The following is a 21,571-nucleotide window of genomic DNA, read 5'->3' as shown; positions in this document are numbered from 1 at the left end:
AGGGTGAGAAAATGGACAGTTTGGAAGCCTGCAGAATTTTCTTATGCTTTCTGTCTTACAGCTTTTTGGGATGGATATGCGAATGTATTTATTGTTCCATTCCTGCCAAACGGTTTATTAACCGGGGATTTTTAAATGGACCTTTGTGCCCGGTATATGGATTTGGAGCCCTGCTGGTTATTTATTGCCTTACCCCGGTGGAGAACAGTCTGTTTTTGCTGTATATATGCGGGATGGGGGTTACCAGCGTGCTGGAATATGTAACCAGCTGGCTGCTGGAAGTCCTCTTTCATACCAAGTGGTGGGATTATTCCCACTACAAATTTAATATTCATGGGCGGGTATGCCTGCTCAATTCCCTTATGTTCGGAGCCTTGGGGGTTATTGTGATGAAGGGAATCCATCCGTTTGTTTCACAAAGGGTGGAAAAGCTTTCCATGCCCTCCACCTATCTTTTCACCGGAGGATTTCTAGCCTTGATTTTGGTAGATTTGTATCTGTCTGTACGCACCGCCCTGCAGCTGGATGAGAAACTGCAGAAGATGCAGGGGGTTCTTGGGGAGATCAAGGAGAAAACCGAGGCCGCCCGGCTGGCGGCGAAGATGGAGCTGGAGGCGTTTCGTCAGATGAGCACGCCCCAGCGGTTGGAAGCCCTGCTTGAAAAGGGAGAAAGTTTGCGCCTCAAGGAGCAGCTTCACCAGGCGGCAAGAAGCAACATCCTCCACCGGCGTATGCTGGATGCGTTTCCAACCATGCGTTCTATGCGCTATCCGGCCTCTCTGGAACAGTTAAAAGAACGCATCCGCCAGGGACGGACGGCCCGCAAAGAGAAAAAGAGCCAAAATTAACTTTATTATAGAAACTGGCAAAAAAAGCGCCCCCATTTTTGGGCGCTTTTTTTTGCAGAAAGAAAAACGGCCCGCCATACAGCGGGCCGTTTTTGAGAGAAAGTGAAAAAGTTACAACAGGAAAGAGATCAGCAATAGGAAGGGTCGGCCAACCGCCGCAGAGCATAAATCCCTGCGCCGATGACACCGTTTTCCTGGTGGGGAGAGGAATACAGCACCGACAGGTTTGCCGCGGGATAGGGCTTGCGGGTGTGCTCAAGAATCCGTTTTTCCAGCAGCTTTTGGGGAAACGCCTCCATCTGCAGGACCCCTCCGCCTAAAACAATATAATCCGGATCAAAAATATTGATCTCCGTGGCGATGGGGATGGAAAGCCAATCAATATACTCTAAAAGCTCCAGGGCGTCCCCGTGCTCCTTAAACAGACGGCCCACCGGGGTATGAGGAAAGCTGTGGGCTTGGATCCGCTCCAGCCCCAGCCCGGATGCGTAATACTCCACGCATCCCCGGTTTCCGCAGCCGCAGGGGGTGTCTTTGCCTAAAACCGGGATATGTCCCAGTTCAGCGGCCACCCCATTTTTCCCCAACAAAAGCTTCCCATCCACGGATACGGCGTTGCCGAACCCAGTGCCCACATAAAAACCCAGTACAGTCGCATGGGAGGGAAGGCCGTGAAAATAGGTGTCATAAAACAGCAGAAAGTTTACGTCCCGGTTGATATAAGTGGGAACGCCCAGTTCCCGCTCCATAATGTCCGCGACCGGCAGATTATCCCCCAGCCCCTTAATATTGGGGGTGGAACATACAATCCGGCGGCTTCGGTCGATTGCGGAGGGAAAACCCAAGGCCACCGCATCAGGAAGCCGGCTTCCCAGATGCTCCCGGCAATAGTCCTTTACACAGCCGGCGAGGGTTAGCACCGGATCGCTGCAGTCCAAAATCAATCGGGTCTTTTTAATGGTAAACGCAGAAAGGCGGCAGTCCTTATCGATCAATCCAAAACGCATGTTGGTGCCGCCGATATCCATACCTAAAATAATTTTATCCCCGTCCATGTGTTTTCCTAACCCCCCTTAGCGGCCTGTTCAAAGTCCGCCAGCATCCTATCGTACGCTTTGTTCAGATCCGGGTCCAGGCGGAACAGACCGGTGTTTCCGACTACATAAATTTCCGCGCCTGCGTTGTTCAGCCGCTGGAAAGTGTCCTTGTTGCAGCTTCCGTCAATCTGAATTTGATAGGTATAGCCTTTTTTCGCCTTTAATTCCGCCGCCTGCTCAATCTTCTGAAGCATCTGGGGAATAAACGGCTGTCCGGAATAACCCACGTCTACTGTCATAATCGTAAGCAGGTCGATGCGCTCGATATAATGACGGATATAATCCAGAGGAGTAGCGGGATTTAATACTACGCCGGTTTTGCATCCCAGCTGTTCAATCCGGTTCAATGTGCGAAAAGCGTCGGTGTTGATCGTCTCCGCATGGGGGGAAAGATAGGATGCCCCGGCAGCCGCCAGCGGTTCCAGCCAATCCCCCGGATTGGTGGTCATGAGATGGGCGTCCATAGGCAGGGAGGCCACCTTGGAACAGGCCTTGGTAAAATCCGGGGACAGAGTGATGTTTTTGCAAAAATGACCGTCCATAATATCAATGTGGTAGTAATCCGCCCGCTGATTTAAAGTCTCCAGCTGGTTTTTTATGTCCATCAGGTCCATGCACATAAGGGATACGGCAAATTGAGGTTTCATAAGTACTCCTTTCAAGCCTTCGCTGTTAAATTATGTGAATGTCTGCCGCGGGACAGCCGCCGACAGGACAAACGCTTCTAAATTAAGTGGACGCCCGCCGCAGCAGGCTCACCGGCAGGACAATCCGCCTGGTTTCCGGAACTTCCCCGCGGATCAGTTCTAAAATTCCCCGGGCCGCCTGCTTTCCCAAAGCGTCGGTATCCTGCCGGACAGTAGTCAGGGGGATCGAGCTGACACAGGCGATAGAGACGTCGTCAAAACCGCATACCTTTACTTGGGAAGGCACCTGCCTGCCATGAACAGCCAGAGCCCGCAGAGCCCCTAAAGCGACCCAGTCGTTTTCGCATAGGATTCCGTCGAACACCGCGCCCTGGGACAAACGGGCGCACAGCTCTGCAAAAGCCTCCTCAAACTTAGCGGCGGCGGGATAGAACACCGGCCCCAGGGAAAGCCCCTGTTCCTCACAGGCTTTCCGGCAGCCTTCCAGCCGTTTTTTTGCCGCGGACGTCTCCCGTTTCCCTGTCATTACGGCAATGGTTTTACAACCCTTAAAAATCATTTCCTGAGCGGCAAGATATCCCCCTTGGAAATGATCAGATTCGATAAAAAGAGTATTTTTTCCGGCCTGCCCAGGAGGTTCCCTGTCGATAAATACAGTGGGAATGTCTTTGGGAAGGGAAAGATTGGGGTTGTCCCGGCCCCGGATGTAGATAATTCCGCTGACCTTTTGGGCGCCGAGCAGCTGGATGCTTTTTTTTCCAGCTTGGCGTCCTCGTTGGTGTTGCAGATAACAGCGGAATATTCCGACTGGAAAAGGGCGTTTTGCACCGCCAGGATAATTTTAGAAAAAAATTCATTGGTCACATCCGGCACCACGATGCCGATACTTTTTATCCGGCTGGTGCGCAGCCCCCGGGCTACCTGGTTAGGGATATAGTTGTATTTGCGGACAATGTCCATCACCCTTTGTTCCGTCTGCTTGGAAAACCGCCCGTTTTTATTCAGCACCCGGGAGACAGTGGCCACGGACACCCCGGCCAGTTGGGAGATTTTTTTAATTGAAATCGGTTCTTTTTCCATACGACCTCTCCAGCAATAGTTTACCTCTTGGGTAATCGATTACTCATCGATAGCTTTATTATATTCTCCCCTCTCCTGGCTGTCAAGGAAAAGAAACCGGGGGTTCGGAAAAAGACATCCCCCGGATAAAACAAAGCCGGCCCCGCACTCGGGGATAAAATTGGTTTTTTGCTTCTAAGCAAGGAAAAAACTTTATTTTTAGGTGGAAGAGGCCTTCTCTCTTTTAAGAAAGTAGTTGGATATAGCGCACCCAGTCATGAGAACAACCGCCACGGTAACCAAGGCCATACCGCCCCAGATATTGGTACGGTCAGCCACCGCTCCCGCGACAACAGGCATGGTGATGGACCCCAGCCCCGCGATGGTGGTAATCGTCCCCATGGCCATGGGATAGGCCGAGGTATATTGGCTGACATTGGCGATGGTGGTGGGGTAAATCCCAGCCAGGCAGTAGCCAAAGCCCACCAAGCAGACAGTTACGCTCAGGGCGGTGCGGGAGAGCATCAGCAGGACGTAAAACAGGGCCGCGCCAAAACAGGTTGCGATTAAGATCCGGCGTTTCCCCAATTTTTCTGATAAGGCGGCTACTGTCAGGCGCCCCAGCATAATTACCAGCCACAGCAAAGAAAGCAGTCCTTGCGCATAGGAGGGACTTACGATTCCGCTGTCCGCGAAATAGGTGACCAAAAGCCCGTTGACGCATGATTCCGTACAAAGATAGAAAAACAGAAGGCCGGTGGAGATGACAAAGGTTTTATCCTTTAAAAAAGCATAGGAAAATTTGCGGTTCTCCTTTTTGAGCCGCGGCTGATTATCCAATGGGGACGCCCCGAAAAACAAAATGATAAAAGCGCACAGAACGCTTACAAAAACAGCGGCATACTTCCAACCGTTTTCAAACCGGCTGGTAAAGATCATGGCCGCAAAGGGGCAAAGAAACGCACCTACCGCGAATACCGCATGAAGAAAATTCAACGCGCTGGATTTCCCGCCGGACAGGTCGCTGACCACGGTATTGTTTAAATTGGTGATCCCGCCCCGGGTGATGCCGATCAGGAAAAAAGCCAGCAGCAAAAATATGGGGTTGCCGGTGGCGGTCATCAAAAAATATCCCAAAACGCCTCCCAGACAAAGAAGCATAATGGCGTTTTTCCTCCCCATGTAGACCGGCAGGGTGCCGGCGGCGAAACTGGAGATCAGATTGCCCACGGAATGGGCGGAAAGCAAACTGCCGCTGATCTGATACGGCAGGCTGTACTGCTCCCGCAGCATGGGAAGCACGGACCCCATCATCAGGGATAAAAATCCGTTGACCAGGAAAGCGTAATAACACGCGGCGATAATTTTCTTTTGGGAGCGGGCGAGCGCTGCGTCCTCCCTAGACTGTGATACCATACAATCCCCTCCGGCGCCGATTTTATTTCAGTATAGCATGGAACGCCGGCCTCCTGCAAGGAAAAAGCGCAAAGGGAAATTCCCCTGGCGGGCTTGTTGTCCAGACGCGGGAGAAAAAATCCGAGTGATCCCTTGGGACCGGAAAGAAAGGGGAAAACCGCGAATTTTTATATTGGGCGATATTTTTTGGCCGCCCCAGAATATTCCCTGTTCTCAGGCGCATATATATGTCCTAAGAGATATAGACGCAGGGAGGGGTTCGTTTGAAGGGACTGCCGGAAGAGCGGGCGGTTACGCTTGCTCTTTACATCATCGAAAATGACGCGACGGTACGCAGTACCGCAAAAAAATTCAATATTTCTAAATCTACTGTACATAAGGACGTTACAGATAGACTGAAAAAAATCAATCCTCGGATCTATGAGCAGGTAAAACAGGTCCTGGAGCAAAACAAATCCGAACGTCATATCCGCGGCGGTATCGCAACAAGGGAAAAGTATGCCCGGATGAAGGAACATGCAAACGTATAGCTTCGCAAATAAAAGCCTCCAAAGCCTATTTGGGCTTTGGAGGCTTTTTTTAATTTTCTGTTTCTTTTTTGGGAGCGTTGAGCAGTTTTTTCACTTTAAACAAAAACAGCAGCGTACAAGTAAGCGCTGAAGCGACGTCTGAGATGGGCTCCGCTAAAAAGACCGCGAAGGTTTGAGGACGGATAAACAGAGGTAAAATTAAAACCAATGGGATCAAAAGGATAAGTTTGCGAAGAACCGCTACAAACATGGATATCTTGGCCTGGCCCAAAGCGATAAAAATATTTTGGAATGCCATCTGGAACCCAAAAACGATCATTCCCAGGAAAAACAGCCGCATGGCTTTCATAGTAAGCGCCATCAGCTGGGGATCGTCGGTAAACAGACTGATGGGGATCTGAGGGAAAAAGATAGTGATACACCACAGCAGCGCCCCAAAAGCCGCACAGAAAAGCACACAGTACCCAATGGCGGATTTTACCCGTCCATGATCCCCGGAGCCGTAATTATATCCGATAATCGGCTGTGAACCTTGGGCGAATCCCATAATCGGCATCATGAAAAACTGCATAACGCTGGTGAGGATGACCACCGCGCCTACATACAAATCTCCGCCGTAATACGCCAGGGATTTATTGAAAGCGATCTGCACCAGGCTTTCGGTGGACTGCATGATAAAGGGGGAAAGTCCCAAAGCCATAGCGCTTAAAATAACCGTTCGCTCCAGAGGCATGTTTTTTACCCGCAGTTTGAGCAGGGTTTTCTTTCCTGTCACAAACCACAGCACCCACAAGGTGGATACTGTTTGAGAAATGATAGTAGCCCAGGCCGCGCCTTTTACTCCCATATCAAATACAAAGATAAACAAAGGGTCTAAAGCGATATTCAGCCCCGCCCCTACGCATACGGTAATCATAGCGGTTTTGGCGAACCCTTGGGCGGAGATAAACTGGTTGAGCCCCAGGGCTATCTGCACGCTGATGGTACCCAACAGATATACCCCTAAATAGTCGTTGGCATAGGGAAGGGTGTCCGGAGAGGCCCCAAACATGATTAAAATAGGCTCTTTTATAACATACAAAAGAACCGTCAAAACCACCGAAACGATTACAAGCATAGAAAAGCAGTTGCCCAGCAGTTTTTCCGCGCCATCTTTGTTCCCCTCCCCCATTTTAATGGAAGCCAGGGGCGCGCCGCCGAACCCAACCAAGGCGGCGAAGGCGGAAATGATCATAATAATGGGGAAGGTAAGCCCTACGCCGGTAAGGGCGGTAGTGCCAACATCAGGCATCCGCCCGATGTACATCCGGTCCACCACATTATATAAAGCGTTGATTATCTGCGCGGCAATCGCGGGCGTGGACAGGGAAATAATCAGCCGGGGTATGCTCTCATGCGCAAACCGATCGTCCATAGTATGTTCCAAAACACTCACCTTTTCTTATAAATTCGTATTTTATCAGTATACTCCTTTTTGACTTACAATTCAACCGAGCAAACAAGGCAAAAGGAAATAGGAGCTCTTTCCTCCAGGCGGCAGAGATGCCGCCGCCAGGGGCTCCAAGGAAAAGGAAACGCGGAGCAAAAAGGACGTATGGGTGGGAAAGGACGGCGAAAGGGAGGTTTGTTTCCCGCCGGTGAAAATACGGAGCGTTTTTCGGCCGGACTGCCCCGGGGGACGAGCTGGTAAAACCAGAGACTATTTTGAAAGGAACGCCGTCTGCGCCGCCTTCGCCGCGGCAGCCGGGCAAGACGCTTTGTACTAAAAAAGAAAAGGATGAGATAGAAAAACTCCCCCGAAAGTCTTGCTTTCGGGGGAGTTTTATTTTTCCAGATCCAAAGAAGAAAAGAAATTTCGGTTATATATTACCGCCGGATCCGCCGGCTTACACTGCGCCGCTTTTTCGTTATACTCCTTTGCCAGAGAAAGGTCGCCCAGGCGGTAATAGCACAGGCAAAGCTGAAGATAGGGCAGATAACCATAACAATCCGGCTGGATAAAACCGCCGTTTCTCTCCTCTTTGGGACGTTTGGCGGCAGTTTCATACCAAAAGGCGGCTTGAGCGTACTTTTCCTGCTGGAAAAAGTGTTTTCCAATATCACAGCAGATCTCCGCGCGGGGGGTGTCGAAAGAGAAACTTCGCAGCAGGCTGTCCAGCGCCTGTTGGGGCTTGCCCAGATGATAATAACAGTTTGCCAGATCCTGACAGGCGGTAATTTGGTTTTCAATCCAGCCGCCGGGGGTATCCAAATATCGGGATAGGATATAAGCTGCCTGTTGGTATTGGCCGTGATAATACAGCTCCCGGCCGTAATAATAATTTTCCCGGGGGACCAGCTTTTTTCCTTCCTTAATCATTTTTTCAAAAATACGCAGGTTTCTGTCCGGGTCCCCGGCCCCAATTTTTCGATGAGTCAGGGCAATTTCTGAATAAAGAATATTCCCTTCCGGCGTAATAGCTTCATGGATAGCCCCCTGCCAGCGATATTGCTTTGCTCTTCGCAGCATGCGCTCCCGGTAATAAGAAAATACCGGGTTTCCCTGGCCGTCAAAAGCCACATGATATTTCATCATGACCAAATCTATGGAAGGATCCAGGGTTTCTTTCAGAGAAAATAGGTTTTCTCGGTCCTGGGGCAGAAGAATATCATCCGCATCCATCCAAAACAGATATTGCATCGCAGCTTTTGAAAAGGAAAAATTTCTTGCGGCGGAAAAATCATCCACCCAAGGAAAAGAATATACTTTATCGGTAAATTGCCGGGCAATTTCTACGGTGCTGTCCTGGGAGCCGGTATCTACAATAATAATCTCATCCATTACTTCTTTCACAGAAGAAAGACACCGGGCGAGAACGGCTTCTTCATTTTTTACGATCATACATAAACTAAGAGTAATCAAGGATGTCTCCCACCTTCCCATACTATAAGTGTATGGGCCGGGAGGAAAAAGGTTTCCTTTTTGTAGCCAGGGAAAGGAAGAAAACATACAATAGAACATAGCGGGGATCGCTTGCAGGAAAATACAAGCTTTCTTCGCTAACAGAAAACAGAATAAGGATGATTATGCTATGAATATTTATACAGGAGACAGACGCGCCGGCGCAGCCCCTGCCGCAGGGGCCGCTTGCTGCAATCCCTGCTGCAACAAGGGATGCTGCGGGCCTACGGGACCCACCGGTCCTATGGGACTTCCAGGTCCGACCGGGCCTACAGGTGCTACTGGACCGATGGGATTTCCAGGACTTCCGGGACTTCCAGGGCCTGCTGGCCCTACGGGTGCTACTGGGGCTACCGGCCCTGCCGGAGGTCCGGCCGGTCCTACGGGAGCCACTGGCCCCACAGGAGCTACCGGTCCCACTGGGGCTACGGGAGCCACCGGCGCTACCGGACTTCCCGGAACACCAGGCGCCAACGGTCAAATGGGACCGACCGGCCCCACCGGGCCTGCCGGCGCCAATGGACAGATGGGACCTACCGGCCCCACCGGCCCAACAGGGCCTACCGGTTCTACCGGAACTATAGGTGTCACAGGACCGACCGGAGCCACTGGTCCTGCCGGTCCTACCGGCGCTACGGGAGCTACCGGTCCCACTGGCGCTACCGGCCCGACCGGAGCCACTGGTGCGGCAGGCACCAATGGACAGATGGGTCCTACCGGCCCCACCGGCGCTACCGGAGCTGCGGGAGCCAACGGAGCGATGGGTCCTACCGGTCCTACAGGGGCCACTGGACCGACTGGGCCAACTGGTCCCACGGGAGTCACGGGAGCGACCGGAGCTACCGGGCCTACGGGTCCTACCGGGGCTACTGGTGCTACCGGCGCTACTGGTTCTGACGGGGCGACCGGTGTTTCGGAAACCATTCGGGTAAGAAATACCACATCCACCGAACCGGGAACGGATGCTGCAGTAGTAGATGTTACTGGTTCGCCGGATCACGTTCTTGACTTTTTCATTCCAAGAGGAGCGACTGGGGTTACGGGTGCTGCCGGCGCTACCGGCGCTACCGGACTGATGGGTCCGGTTGGCTTGGACGGCCCCACCGGACCTACGGGACCCACCGGCGCCACTGGCCCTACCGGTCCTACGGGAGCTGCGGGAACCAACGGAGCTACCGGCCCCACTGGCCCTACTGGGAAAGCCGCCACAATCAGAGTGGGAAGCGTAACTACCGGGGAACCGGGTACCGATGCGCAAGTTACCAACTCTGGTGACGATTATAACGCGGTATTTAACTTTGTGATCCCCAGAGGGGAGAGCACAAGCGCTGGTACGCCGGAGGTTTTGGCTGCCACGGATACCTCGGAGCAAGCCTCTGCCGCCGGCGGCGCGCTGGTCTTTAACGATACGACGCTCATCTCAGGGACGTCTATTACGCACCAGCCAGGCGCTACGGTAGTAGTTAACCAGCCGGGGATCTACCAGGCGACTTTCTATGGTTCCGCTTCTGTAGGAGCGGGAACCGCTATTCCTGCGGCGCTGTCGGTGAGACTGAATGTGAACGGCTTAAATCTTCCGGGGGCGGTATCCCATAATACCTTTACCTCCTCCAATGAGGTAACCACCGTTGCTTTCAGCGTGCCGTTCCAGGTGACGAGCGTTCCTGCAAATGTGCAGATCATCGTCGACCAGGCGGGATTTACCTTCACGGATATTTTCCTCACAGTGTTCCGTTTAGGAAGTTAAGCTTTTCGTTTAGAAAGATAAAAAACGGTATCCCCTGCGGCATTTGCCGCAGGGGATACCGTTTTACTGCGTTAGTTTCGCTTGCAGGTCGCGCACATAGGTTTCCTGCATCTTTTTTAAATCCATCAACAGATAGGACAGCGCCTTCATTACCGGATTTTTAAAATAAATAATTTCTGTAAAATCAACGCTTGCCGTCCCCTGAGGCGTAATGGAAAACACGCCTGTCCACCGGCCGGTGAAGTGCTTATTTTCCATCTGAAAGGAATACCGCTCATAAGGGAGCTTTTCAGTAATAATGAAGTCTGTTTTATATCCCCGGCAGGTTATTTCAGTAAAATGACAACCGTCCTGGGAGGTCAGCACCTCCTTTAAATCCGAGCGCCAAGAGGTATCGTTATTGTTGGTGACAATCCCCCACACAGTTTTTATATCCGCGGAAAACTGTGCCGTGATTTGTGATCTTCTCATGTTTTGCCTCCCGCTGTTTTGAGCTTTTTTACTTTGGCTATTATAACATAACCAAGCTCATAAAAACAGCCCGCCGGATATTTCCCGGCGGGCATGGCTGCAACATCAGCAGATTGTTCGCTGATGCTCCTTTTGGAACCGCTCAATTTCTTTTTTCTCATATCTGCGGTGGATAACAATCATCGTTGCCAGCAGTAAAATAAAACAAACAACCATGGAAGGAATCCAACTGTTGAACACGCCTGCCAGCAGATAACCGACCACGCACACGCCTGCCACTGTCAGGGCATACGGAAGCTGAGACATCACATGATCCAAATGAATGCAGTTGGCTCCTGCGGAAGAGAGAATGGTGGTATCAGCCAGAGGGGAACAATGATCTCCAAAGACCGATCCTGCCAGCGTCGCGCCGATAACCGCGGAGATATGCCCCGGAGCTACCGCCGCGCATACCGCAATAGAGGTGGGCAGCATAATCGCCATAGCCCCCCAGGAAACGCCGGTGGTAAACGAGATAAACGCAGAGATTAAAAAGATAATTACCGGGAGCAAAAATCCAGGGAGATTGCCTGCCGCCAGACCGGCCACAAAGCTGCCGGTACTTAGAACGCCCTCGCTGAGCACGCTGCCGAACGCCCATGCCATAATCAGCATCAGCGTAGCGGAAACCATGGACTTCATCCCTTGGATAAAAGCGGCTACAAACTGACTTACTGTCATTAGTTTGCGGGGCACAAATAAAAATAAGGTGAAAATGATCGTTCCCACCCCTGCATACACCAGGGCGAGGGAAGAATCACAGTTGGAAAGGGCGGCCGCTGCGGAAATACCGCCGTCAAAATAGCCGCCGGTATACATCATTGCTAAAAAGGCCAGGGCGACCAATACCACAATGGAAAGCACCAGATCCCATACGGTGCCTTTTTCGGAAACCGGCAGGGAACCGATATCATCGCTTTGACTTTCCTCCACGCTGACCGCTTCCGAGCCCTTTTCCACGGACAGCTTTTCAAATCGGGCCATGGGCCCGAAATCCACCTTCAAAATCGCTACCAGCACCACCATGATCAGAGTCAGCCAGGCGTAAAAATTAAAAGGCACTGACGCCATAAACGCCCCCAGGCCCATCTGTTCAAAATGGTACTGCTGCAAGGTAGGATTGATCATGGAGATTACGGTTGCCACCCAGCTGGAAACCGGAAATAAAATAGTCACCGGAGCCGCCGTGCTGTCGATAATATACGCCAGCTTTGCCCGGGAAATATTGTAGCGGTCGGTGATAGGGCGCATGACGTTGCCAACGGTCAACGCATTGAAGTAGTCGTCGATAAAAATAATACACCCTAAGGCAAACGTCGCCAGCTGAGCGCCTGTGCGGGTCTTTATTTTAGTGGAGGCCCACTTGGCGAACGCTTTGGATCCGCCGGCCGCCGTGAGAATAGCCACCAGCCCGCCTAAAATGGCTAAAAAGAAGAGCAGGGCCAGATTGTCTCGGTCGCCGGCAGCCTCCAGCATTGCGTTAATGGTTTCGTTTAACGGTCCTAAAACCGGATTTGTAATTTCAAGGGTTTCTAGGATGCTTGGCGGTGCGAAGTTTACATAAATCGCATAGCCGGAAATGACCCCGAGCAACAGTGACCCGAGCACTTCCTTGGTAGTAATCGCTAAGGTAATTGCAATCAGAGGCGGGATAATGGATAACCACCCGTATGCATGCTCTAACATAATGTCATCTTCTTTCACTTAAGAATGAAGTTATCCGGCATACAAGCAAGCCGGACAGAGCCTTTATTACACCGAACGAGCATCATAACTTTAAGTATTGGGCCTGCCTTTTAAACGAATTATCACACACAAAACATTCTTCTGACATGTTCATCCCGTCATTATCCACCTCCTTTAACTACAAGTAGGAATAAAGCGCAAAAATCAGACGAACTAAAAGGAACAAAGAGGAAGTAAACGATAGTCCCTTCTAGTATCCTAATTTTAAGACAAAATCAACGCTCATATACTATTTTACCCAAAAACAGTGTTTTTTCCACCTGAATTGTGGCGATATCCTCTACATCCGCAGAGAACAAATCTTTGTCCGCCAACACCAGATCCGCATTTTTTCCCACTTCAATCGAACCGCTGAGACCCTCCACAAAATTGGCGTAAGCCGGCGCGATGGTAAAGCTGTCGATCATATCCTCAAGGCCGCTTCTTTCTTCAGGCCACAGAGGTTGGTGATACAGAGGGTTCTCATAGTCAAAAATCCAAGGATGATAATTGTCCGGGGCTTTGCGGGTCATGCCGATCTCCATGCCGATAAAGGGGCTGGGGACCGCTGTGATAGGATAATCGCTGGCGTTGGCAGTGACCACTCCCGCCTTAAAAAAGCTTTCCATTGGGAAAGAATGGCTTTCCCGGTGCTCCCCGATATTTTTGCCGTTGAGGAAAAAGGTTTCGTCAATCTGGGCCCAGTAGGAGTTGAGCATCGCCACCACGCCCAGCTCTTTAAACCGGGGAATATCCTGGGGATTTGCCAGGAACACATGGGTGATACAGTGGCGGGCGTCCCGCTTGCCGTTTGTATTTTGGACGTATTCAATGGCGTCCAGCGCCTGGCGCACCGCCCCGTCGCCGTAACAGTGGAAATGAGCGGTCAGGCCCGCTTTGTCCGCCGCCAAAAGGCAGGCGCGCAGGTTATCGTCATCCCAGATCCGGTCCCCTTTCCACCCTTGGGGATAACCGGGACAGTTGCAGTAAGGCTCCAGCATCAAGGCGGTGTAGCTTTCCAAAATCCCGTCCAGGAAAAATTTCACCGAGTTGATTTGAAACAGATTTCCATTGTTGTCCTCCTGGCGCCAAGCCACGATCTGGTCAATCTGTTCGGGCCCCTTTTGCGGATTCAGCCAATAAGCCCCCCGCAGGCGCATGCTTAATTTGCCCTCCTGGTCCAGCTGGCGCAGAGCGTAAATTACATTTCTTCCCCCGTCGTCCAGCCAGGCGTCATACGCTCCGGTAAACCCTAAGCTGTGGGCCATTTCCTGGTAAGCGAGAATCCCTTTCTTATATTCTTCCACCGACATTTCCGGCAGAGCGTCTAAAATTAAATGCTGGGCTCCTTCCCGGAAACAGCCGCTGGGCTGCCCGTTTTCATCCCGTTCAATCTTTCCGTTTTTCGGGTCGGGGGTGTCGGCGGTAATCCCCGCCAGCTGGATCGCCTTGGAATTGGCCCACAGGGAATGCAGAGTTTCTGGAAGCAGAACGATGGGAATGTCCCGGCTCACCTGATCCAGCAGTTCCTTTTTGGGCCCTTCCCCTGGAAAACAGGCCTCCAGATATCCCTGTCCCCGCAGGCAGACGATTCCCGGATGTTCCCGCAGATAGGATTTGCACGCTTGGACATATTCTTCGGCGGTGTGCATCCCCGCCAGATTGACGCCTACCACAGCGTTGGTAGCCGCCGCGTAGTGACAGTGGCCTTCAAAAAAGGAAGGAAGCAGGGTTTTCCCCTGCAGATTGATCACCTGGGTCTCCTCGCCGATATACTCCTGCGCTCCGGCGCTGTCGCCCACATAAACGATTTTTCCGTTTTTAACGGCTGCCGCCTGGGCAATAGTACGGTTTTTGTCGGCGGTATAAACGCTGCCGCCCTGAAATACAATGTCGCTTATCATATTTTATTCCTCCTCATATTATTTAGGGAAAACAGTGGCAGGGCAAAAAGCCCTGCCACTGCCGGATATGGTCCAAAACTAGTCAGCGCGCTGACTCGGGCGATTTTATCATCTGCCAATATTCCAGCAAATCATAGCCTCTGCGGGACAAGCTGTCAATGAGGCGGGTTTGGCTGTCACATACTTCAATCCGGTAGACAATCACCCGGTCATGGTAATTGCGCTCAAAGAAACGTAAAAATTCCTTTCCCAAGCCCTGCCCCCGGTAGGGAGGGAGAATAAACATCTCGTCCAGATTAGACTGCATCCCGCCGGCTTCGTTGGCGTAAAAGAACCCAACCAGGGCGTAGCCTACGTTTTTGCCGTCTTTGCAGATCATAAATCCATCCTGATGAGGGCCGTGGGAAATTACTGTCTGAAAGGTATCGCGAAAATGGGAAGGAGGCGCGGGAGTATCGATCAGGCCGCTGGCATGAAACTGCTGGGCCAGATGGAAAAAATCCTCCTGGTCGCCAGGCGAAAAGGGCCGGATATGGGGCGTGGGAGCAGGATCGGGGACCGTGTCCCGGGAGGCTTTGGTAGCCTGCCGGTAGTCCAGCATCCGATACCCCATTCGTTTATACAGCGCGATGGCTCTGTCGTTTTCTTTCTCCACTTCCATACGGTAAAGCTTGGCCTTCCCCTGGTATTCCTTTTCCATCAGGGCTAAAAATCCGCTTCCCAGCCCCTGCCCGCGGAACTCCGGCTTAATAAATATTTCATCCCAGTTGGCCAGCAGGCCTCCCACCTCATTGGAATAGGTCAGCAAGACCAGAGAATAGCCGGCGATGACGCCGTCCTTTTCTATGATATACCCTTCCAAAGAGGGACTGCCGTTCATAATCTCCCGGAAAGTGTCCCGAAAATTCTGATCGGGCGTTTGATGGATAACCGCGTCGGACGAATGGAACTGACGGGCCATTTGATAAAAGGCCTGGGCGTCGTCAGGGGTAAACTTTCTAACCATAGCGCACCTCCGGATGTTACAAATTTGCTGGGAGCTGGTTTATTTTTCCACCGGTTTGAGCAGCTCGAAATACTCCAGATACTCGTATCCCTTTTTGGTGAGATAATCGATGGAACGTTTGTCGCTGTTGACCACCTGTACCCGGTACATGGCGGACCCTTGGGCATAGCGGTTTTCATAATAACGCATAAATCCGCTTCCCAGTCCCCGCCCCCGGAAGGCGGGAAGAATAAACAGCTCATCCAATGTAATAAGCATACCCCCCGCCTCGTTGGAATAGGTGGGGCACACCAGGGCGTAGCCCACCGGCACGCCCTCATTAAGAATAAAATATCCCTGGATGTACGGGCTGCCCTTCACTACTTCCCGGAAGGTGTTTTTGAAATGAGAAAAGGGGGCTTCCCGGTCCATCACCCCGGAAGCGTGGTATTCCCGGGCAAGACGATAAAAGGTTTCTTCCTCATAAGCGGCAAAGGGGCGCACCATAGTAATATCCCCCGGCTGCGCCGGCGTATCTTCTATAAATTTTACCAGCTGGCGGTAATGAACCGGCCGGTATCCCAAGCGCTTATAGAGCTGTACCGCACGGGTGTTGCTGTCCTCGCATTCCAGACGGAACACGCTGGCGCTTTCCCGGGTGATCTGTTCCATATGGGTGATAAACTCCGTTCCCAGTCCGTGTCCGCGAAACGCCGGGTCCACATAAATTTCATCCCAGGTGTACATCAATCCGCCGCCCTCGTTGGAATAGGTGACGAAGGCCAGGCCGTAACCCGCGGTTTTTCCGTCCTGTTCCAAAAGATATCCTTTTACAAAAGGACTTCCTTCGATGACCGCCTGAAAGGTATCCTGGAAATGTTTTAAGGGGGTTTTATGTATTACCGCGTCGGAATTATGAAACACCTGCGCCATATCATAAAACGCCTGCTCGTCTCCCGCGCGAAATGGTCTGAGCATAAAAGAGGCCTCCTTTATAGGTGATTAGCATCATTTAGGGAGCTTCACATACTGCTGGTAGTCCAACAGCTCAAAACCCCGGTTTTCAAAATAGGCGATGGATTTGGGATCGCTGTCCGGCAGCTCCAGCCGGTACAGCCCAACAACGTTTTCATATTCCTTTTCGCCGTACTCCAGAAAACCGATGGCCAGCCCCTGTCCCCGGTACTGGGGGAGAATAAATATTTCATCCACAAACAGCAATACGCCCCCCGCTTCGTTGGCATAGGTGTGGCATACAAGCCCATACCCTGCCGGCGCGCCGTCTTTTTGAATGAGATACCCTTCTACATACGGGCTTTTATCCATAATCGCCTGGAAGGTCCGCTCAAAATTTTCTTTCGGCGGATGGGTGACAATCTGGGGAAGGGAGTGATACTGTGCGCTCATCTCCAAAAAAATCTCCCGGTCCCCTGCCTGGAAAGGACGGATATTCTCGTTTGGAAAAAGAATTTTCGTATGCTGGCGGGGTCCCTTGGCCTTTAGGAATTTTGTTACCTGACGGTAAGGAAGAATATTGTACCCATGACGGTTGTAGAGGGAGATGGCTCCTGTATTTTCTTCCTCCACCTCCACCCGGTAAAGGGCGGCTTTGTCCTTATAGGTTTCCTCGCAAAACTCCAGATAGCGAGTGCCAAGGCCATGATTTCGGTATTCCGGCAGAACGTAGATTTCATCCCAGGTGTAGATAAGGCCGCCGGCTTCGTTGGAATAGGTGATAAAAATCAGACCATAGCCCACCCGGATTCCATCCAGTAAAAATATATAGCCTTCGATTAAAGGGGAGCCCTCTAAAATTGCGTGGAAAGTGTCCTTAAAATGCTGATCGGGGGTGTCGTGGCATACAGCGTCGCTGGAATGAAACCGCCTGGCCATATCATAAAAGGCCAGTTCATCGCTGGGTTCAAAACGTCGAATCATTTTCCATGCCTCCTTGAGAAATCGTCAGTCGTTTAAAATCGCTTTCAGGCTGCGGATGGTTTTGCGGGCGTAGAGTTCCGGATCCCGCAGTTCCGGCCACAGAAGCTCTACGCACAGATAGCCGTCGTATCCGTATTTTTTTAAAATATCCACCAGATCCTCCAAAGGAAGGCACCCCTCTCCTAAGGGCAGATGGGCGGGGGAAACCCCATCGTTGTCCTGAAAGTGAACGTGGGAAACCTTGCCTTTGAGCTTGGTTAAAAACTCTCCGTAAGGCTCAAAATGAGCAAAGGGGGTGGCCACGTCCAGCATGGACGTCAGCCGCGGGCTGCCTACCCGTTCTATAATCTCGGCCACATCGTCGGCGGTAGCGCCTACGTTGCTTTCCATAATAGTCACCGGTTCCGCCATCAGATCCACCCCGACCTTTTCCGCGTGGGCGCACACCTCTTTTAATACGCCCACCACGTTGTCCTGGTTCTGGCGGCGGGTAGTGCCGAAGCCCGCGTGATCAAACGCCATCAGGACCCGGGGCGCGCCGAACTTGGAAGCGGCGGTCAGGGCCTGTTTTAAATAATCGATGGTCTCCCGGCGTTCTTTGGGATCGGTGGTGCAGGGGTTATAGGGGTAATTTAACACCTCCGCGCAGTACACCGGGGTTTCCAGGCGGTAGCGCTCTTTGAGGGCAAGAATTTCGTCGATCTTTTTTTCATCCATGTCCCAGGGGTAAGCGTGGGGACGTCCTCCCCAAATCTCCACCCCGTCGTACCCAAGCTCGCTGCATACCTCAAAGGCCTTTTCCAGCGGGAAACGGCGGAACATATAGGACAGCAGGCATACCTTCATGGCTTTCCTCCTTTGCCCTTTGAAAGAAGGGCTGATAGAATTTTGAAATGCAAAGCGGTAAATTAGAGGTTGCGTTTTCTTTCTAATTTAATTATTGCATGTAAAAACGAAAGAGTCAATCGCGGAATTTACTTTCGTTTGATAATAATTTTCTTGCTTTTTTGTAGACTTTAACTGATGATTTTTGGTATTTTGTCCTTAATTCACGAATAGAACACAAAAAATTCAGAGATTTTCACTAAAGAAATAGGAGAGTTTTCGATTTGAAAGAAAAAACAAATTTTTATAATAAATCGTAAATTTATTATTGCAATTTTAAAGGTTTAATGTTACAATCAGAAACAGAAAGCAAACGGTAAATAAGAAAAAGTTTTCATTTTAAAAAATAAAGAATAAAAGGAGGATTTTTCAATGGATAAACGGATTAAAGCGATCTATCAGGAAGAAGCCGCGTGGGGGACCCGCTGGCTGTATGAAAAAGGATTTTCCCCTTCCGGAGATTCCGGCGACGTAAGCGTGCGCGATCCGGAAACCGGCCTGATCTATATTTCCGCGGCCCTTTCTTCCATTCCCAGGCCTTATAAAAACAACGGGGACTGCAAGGCTCAGGACATGGCCATTTTGGATATTGACGGCAACAGCTACAGCCCATGGGCGTCAGAAACCATTGAAGCGCCTATGCATCTGGCAATTTACCGCGCCCGCCCGGACGTGCAGGCGATTGTACATACCCACGCCCAGTGGTCCAGCGTATTCGCGATTGCGCATATGGACCTGCCTTTGACGCTGGCGGAACATTATGTGAATTTGGGCGGCGCTATCCGCTGCGCCGAATACGGCCCGGCCGGATCCCAGCTGATCGCGGACAACGTGGCCAAGGCCCTTGGCAAAAACAACGCCGTTATTATGGCCAACCACGGAGCGGTTACCGTAGGAGCCACCATGCATGAGGCTTATAAAAACACCTACTTTTTGGAAAATATCTGCCAAAAGGTCATTTTCGCCAAACTTCTGGGAAGTGTCCATGAAGTTCGGGAGGAGGACGTTTTGGACGAAAGCCTGAAATAATCCGATCTTAACAAGGGAGGAACAAGCTTTTGGATAAACGGTATGTGCTGGGGGTGGACTTAGGGACCACCGCCATTAAAGTAGGGTTGTTTGATGAAAAAGGGCAGAAGGTTCGCACCGCTACCCAGGAGTACCAGCTGCTGACGCCCCAGGCCCTTTGGGTGGAGCAGACCCCGCAAACCTATTGGGACTCCTTCAAAGCCGCCCTTGCAAACGTGCTGGACCACTGTAATGTGGACAGAAACAAAATTGAAGCCCTGAGCGTTTCCGCCCAGGGGGAAACGCTGGTGTTTTTGGATAAGCGGGGAGAGCCCCTTTACAATTTTATTGTATGGATGGATAACCGGGCCCAGGAGGAATCCGAAATGCTCATGGAGGCGTTCGATCAGAAAACCCTCCACAAAGCTACTGGACAGACCTGTATGGTACCCCTTTCCCCCGCTCCTAAAACCCTGTGGTTTAAACGCAACTATCCCCAACGCTTTGAGAAGATTGATAAAATCCTGCTGATTGAGGATTATTTCTTCTGGCGTATGGGCGGCGGGTTCTATGGAGAAGGCTCCCTTTGGTGCACCTCCTTTATGTGGGATATTAATACCCACGGCTGGTGGCGCCCCATGGTGGATTATCTGGGACTTAGCATAGATCAGCTTCCTGAGCTGGTGGAGTCGGGCACGCCTATTGGGACCATCCTGCCTCATATCGCAAAGGAACTGGGACTGCCGGAAACCCTTAAGTTGGTTATGGGGGGCTTGGATCAGGCGTGCGGCGCCATCGGAGTGGGCAATGTGACCCCGGGAATTTTCTCCGAAAGCACCGGGGCGGCCCTGGTGGTATGCACCATGACCGATCATATTATCTTTGATGAAACCGGGGAGCTGTCCTGTTTTTACAGCGCGATTCCCGGTCAGTATATGATCCACGCTTATGGAAGTGGGGGAATCGCTTACAAATGGCTGCGGGACGCCTTGTGTTCCGAGGAGAGCGCCATCGAGGGCCGGGGAGGCCCCAGCGCTTATCAGCTGATGGACGAACAGGCGAAGAAGGCCCCTGCGGGAAGCGAAGGTTTGGTTGTTCTGCCCCATTTCCAGGGCGCGGGACCGCCGGACACCAACCAGTACGCCAAATGTATGATGTACGGGCTGGGACTGCAGCATACCAAAGCCCATGTAATCCGTTCTTTTATGGAAGGGGTTGCGATGACTGTCTGCCGGATGGTGGGAGCTTCGGAAGAGCTGATGGGAGAGCCGGTGAAAGAAATCCGCTCTTTAAGCGGCGGAGCCAAAAGCGAACTTTGGTGCCAGATTAAGGCGGACGCTTTGGGCAAGCCGGTGGTCACTATGAAAAATACCCAGGACGCCGCCTGCTTAGGCGCGGCGCTCATCGCCGGGGTGGCGGCGGGAATTTGGCCGTCAGTAGCCGAGGCGGCGCTGGAAATTGTTCGCCTGGACAAAACCTTCCAGCCCAAGGCGGAAAACAAGCCGGCCTATGAGGACTTGATGAAAAAATATCTCCTGCTTACAGGAGCGCTCAACGAGTTGGCCCAGCAGCTGTAAAAATGTAAATTTTCGCTGGGGTAGGGGGAGTATGCGCCCTCGCAGAAAAATGTTTATACTTAGGAGGGATATTATGGCACATCCTGAATTAATTGCCATGCTGACACATCACGATAAAACCGTAGAAGGGTCCAAAGAAATTTTCCTGGCGGCAAAGGACGCTCCGGCAAAATTTTGGGGATTTAAAGACGTGGGGCTCACCAAGGAAGAAATCATCGATCTGGTGAATACCATGAAAGCCGCAGGGAAAACTACATTTCTGGAATGTTTGGCGTTTGACGAGCCGGCGGGCCTGAAAGCGGCGCATCTGGCCATTGAGTGCGGTTTTGACGTAATTATGGGCACTGTGTACTATGACAGCATCGGCGAACTTGTGGAAAAACACGGTATTAAATATCTGCCCTTTATTGGGAACTTAGTTAATGGTATACTATATGGTACTATCGAGGATACCGTTGCCGATGCGGTCGCGGTTGCCAAAAAGAAAGTAACCGGCGTTGACCTGTGCGGCTACCGGTATGTGGACGGCGATCCCGCCCAGCTGATTAAGGCTGTGGTGGACGCGGTTTCCAAAGAAACAGGAAAACCTGTGTGCTGCGTGGGAAGCGTGGACAGCTATGAAAAACTGGATACGATTAAAAACGCAGGCGTATGGGCCTTTTCCATTGGCGGGGCATTCTTTGAAGAGAAATTCGGCAAAACGTTCGCAGAGCAGATTGCCGTGGTGGAAGACTATCTCAAAAAATAAGGAGGA

The 21,571-nt window shown here is 51.5% G+C and carries 19 protein-coding genes and 1 pseudogene; 6 read left to right on the top strand and 14 right to left on the bottom strand.

What is annotated here, in order from left to right:
• Nucleotides 1-11: 11 nt before the first annotated feature.
• On the top strand, nt 12-848 hold the full coding sequence (locus H8705_RS11860; RefSeq protein WP_262395999.1) for a putative ABC transporter permease: 837 nt from the start codon (nt 12-14) through the stop codon (nt 846-848).
• Between the two features lie 128 nt (nt 849-976).
• Here the strand turns inward: H8705_RS11860 and alsK are convergent, their stop codons facing one another.
• From alsK to H8705_RS11840, 5 genes and pseudogenes are all read right to left on the bottom strand, one after another.
• Entirely contained in the window at nt 977-1,903 is a 927-nt protein-coding gene (gene alsK / locus H8705_RS11855; RefSeq protein ID WP_262395998.1) for an allose kinase, read from the bottom strand.
• Nucleotides 1,904-1,911: 8 nt separating this feature from the next.
• Nucleotides 1,912-2,592: a D-allulose 6-phosphate 3-epimerase gene (gene alsE, locus H8705_RS11850; protein WP_262395997.1), complete on the bottom strand. Its 681-nt coding sequence runs from the start codon at nt 2,590-2,592 to the stop codon at nt 1,912-1,914.
• Between the two features lie 82 nt (nt 2,593-2,674).
• Nucleotides 2,675-3,334, bottom strand: coding sequence for a substrate-binding domain-containing protein (locus tag H8705_RS11845; protein ID WP_392392100.1), 660 nt, complete (start codon nt 3,332-3,334; stop codon nt 2,675-2,677).
• A 194-nt stretch (nt 3,335-3,528) separates the two neighbouring features.
• Nucleotides 3,529-3,672, bottom strand: a pseudogene (locus H8705_RS13750) (LacI family DNA-binding transcriptional regulator); the annotation flags it as partial.
• A gap of 198 nt (nt 3,673-3,870) precedes the next feature.
• Nucleotides 3,871-5,067 (bottom strand): MFS transporter, encoded by a 1,197-nt coding sequence (locus H8705_RS11840; RefSeq protein WP_262395996.1) that lies wholly within the window; start codon nt 5,065-5,067, stop codon nt 3,871-3,873.
• Between the two features lie 263 nt (nt 5,068-5,330).
• On the opposite strand from H8705_RS11840, the gene spoIIID reads away from it, so the two are divergent.
• On the top strand, nt 5,331-5,597 hold the full coding sequence (gene spoIIID, locus H8705_RS11835) for a sporulation transcriptional regulator SpoIIID (protein WP_262395995.1): 267 nt from the start codon (nt 5,331-5,333) through the stop codon (nt 5,595-5,597).
• 49 nt (nt 5,598-5,646) lie between these two features.
• On the opposite strand, the gene H8705_RS11830 is transcribed toward spoIIID, so the two are convergent.
• Nucleotides 5,647-7,011, bottom strand: a complete 1,365-nt coding sequence (locus H8705_RS11830; RefSeq protein ID WP_262396054.1) for an MATE family efflux transporter — start codon at nt 7,009-7,011, stop codon at nt 5,647-5,649.
• 408 nt (nt 7,012-7,419) lie between these two features.
• On the bottom strand, nt 7,420-8,499 hold the full coding sequence (locus H8705_RS11825) for a tetratricopeptide repeat-containing glycosyltransferase family 2 protein (protein ID WP_262395994.1): 1,080 nt from the start codon (nt 8,497-8,499) through the stop codon (nt 7,420-7,422).
• A gap of 169 nt (nt 8,500-8,668) precedes the next feature.
• Here H8705_RS11825 and H8705_RS11820 point away from each other — a divergent pair, with 169 nt between their 5' ends.
• Entirely contained in the window at nt 8,669-10,285 is a 1,617-nt protein-coding gene (locus tag H8705_RS11820; RefSeq protein ID WP_262395993.1) for a collagen-like protein, read from the top strand.
• Nucleotides 10,286-10,348: 63 nt separating this feature from the next.
• Here the strand turns inward: H8705_RS11820 and H8705_RS11815 are convergent, their stop codons facing one another.
• The 7 genes from H8705_RS11815 to H8705_RS11785 form a co-directional block, all read right to left on the bottom strand.
• Nucleotides 10,349-10,756 carry a hypothetical protein gene (locus H8705_RS11815; RefSeq protein WP_262395992.1) on the bottom strand — a complete coding sequence of 136 codons (408 nt, stop codon included), beginning with the start codon at nt 10,754-10,756 and terminating at the stop codon, nt 10,349-10,351.
• 105 nt (nt 10,757-10,861) lie between these two features.
• Nucleotides 10,862-12,481, bottom strand: a complete 1,620-nt coding sequence (locus H8705_RS11810) for a Na+/H+ antiporter NhaC family protein (RefSeq protein WP_262395991.1) — start codon at nt 12,479-12,481, stop codon at nt 10,862-10,864.
• Nucleotides 12,482-12,756: 275 nt separating this feature from the next.
• Complete coding sequence (locus H8705_RS11805; RefSeq protein ID WP_262395990.1) at nt 12,757-14,424, bottom strand: amidohydrolase; 1,668 nt, start codon at nt 14,422-14,424, stop codon at nt 12,757-12,759.
• A gap of 82 nt (nt 14,425-14,506) precedes the next feature.
• Nucleotides 14,507-15,430 carry a GNAT family N-acetyltransferase gene (locus H8705_RS11800; protein ID WP_262395988.1) on the bottom strand — a complete coding sequence of 308 codons (924 nt, stop codon included), beginning with the start codon at nt 15,428-15,430 and terminating at the stop codon, nt 14,507-14,509.
• 39 nt (nt 15,431-15,469) lie between these two features.
• On the bottom strand, nt 15,470-16,387 hold the full coding sequence (locus H8705_RS11795) for a GNAT family N-acetyltransferase (protein WP_262395987.1): 918 nt from the start codon (nt 16,385-16,387) through the stop codon (nt 15,470-15,472).
• Nucleotides 16,388-16,417: 30 nt separating this feature from the next.
• Nucleotides 16,418-17,347 (bottom strand): GNAT family N-acetyltransferase, encoded by a 930-nt coding sequence (locus tag H8705_RS11790; protein ID WP_262395986.1) that lies wholly within the window; start codon nt 17,345-17,347, stop codon nt 16,418-16,420.
• Nucleotides 17,348-17,371: 24 nt separating this feature from the next.
• Nucleotides 17,372-18,193 (bottom strand): TIM barrel protein, encoded by an 822-nt coding sequence (locus tag H8705_RS11785; RefSeq protein ID WP_262395985.1) that lies wholly within the window; start codon nt 18,191-18,193, stop codon nt 17,372-17,374.
• Nucleotides 18,194-18,604: 411 nt separating this feature from the next.
• Between H8705_RS11785 and H8705_RS11780 the strand changes: the two genes are divergently transcribed.
• The 3 genes from H8705_RS11780 to H8705_RS11770 all read left to right on the top strand — a co-directional run bounded on the left by H8705_RS11780 (nt 18,605) and on the right by H8705_RS11770 (nt 21,565).
• Complete coding sequence (locus H8705_RS11780) at nt 18,605-19,261, top strand: class II aldolase/adducin family protein (protein ID WP_262395984.1); 657 nt, start codon at nt 18,605-18,607, stop codon at nt 19,259-19,261.
• Nucleotides 19,262-19,290: 29 nt separating this feature from the next.
• Entirely contained in the window at nt 19,291-20,817 is a 1,527-nt protein-coding gene (locus H8705_RS11775) for a xylulokinase (protein ID WP_262395983.1), read from the top strand.
• Nucleotides 20,818-20,890: 73 nt separating this feature from the next.
• On the top strand, nt 20,891-21,565 hold the full coding sequence (locus H8705_RS11770; RefSeq protein ID WP_262395982.1) for a hypothetical protein: 675 nt from the start codon (nt 20,891-20,893) through the stop codon (nt 21,563-21,565).
• The last annotated feature ends 6 nt before the right edge of the window (nt 21,566-21,571 follow it).

The organism is Youxingia wuxianensis (assembly GCF_014385085.1).
Lineage (GTDB): Bacteria > Bacillota > Clostridia > Oscillospirales > Ruminococcaceae > Youxingia > Youxingia wuxianensis.
Note: the sequence above shows the minus strand (reverse complement) of the source record. Positions and strands in the feature narration are given on the sequence as shown.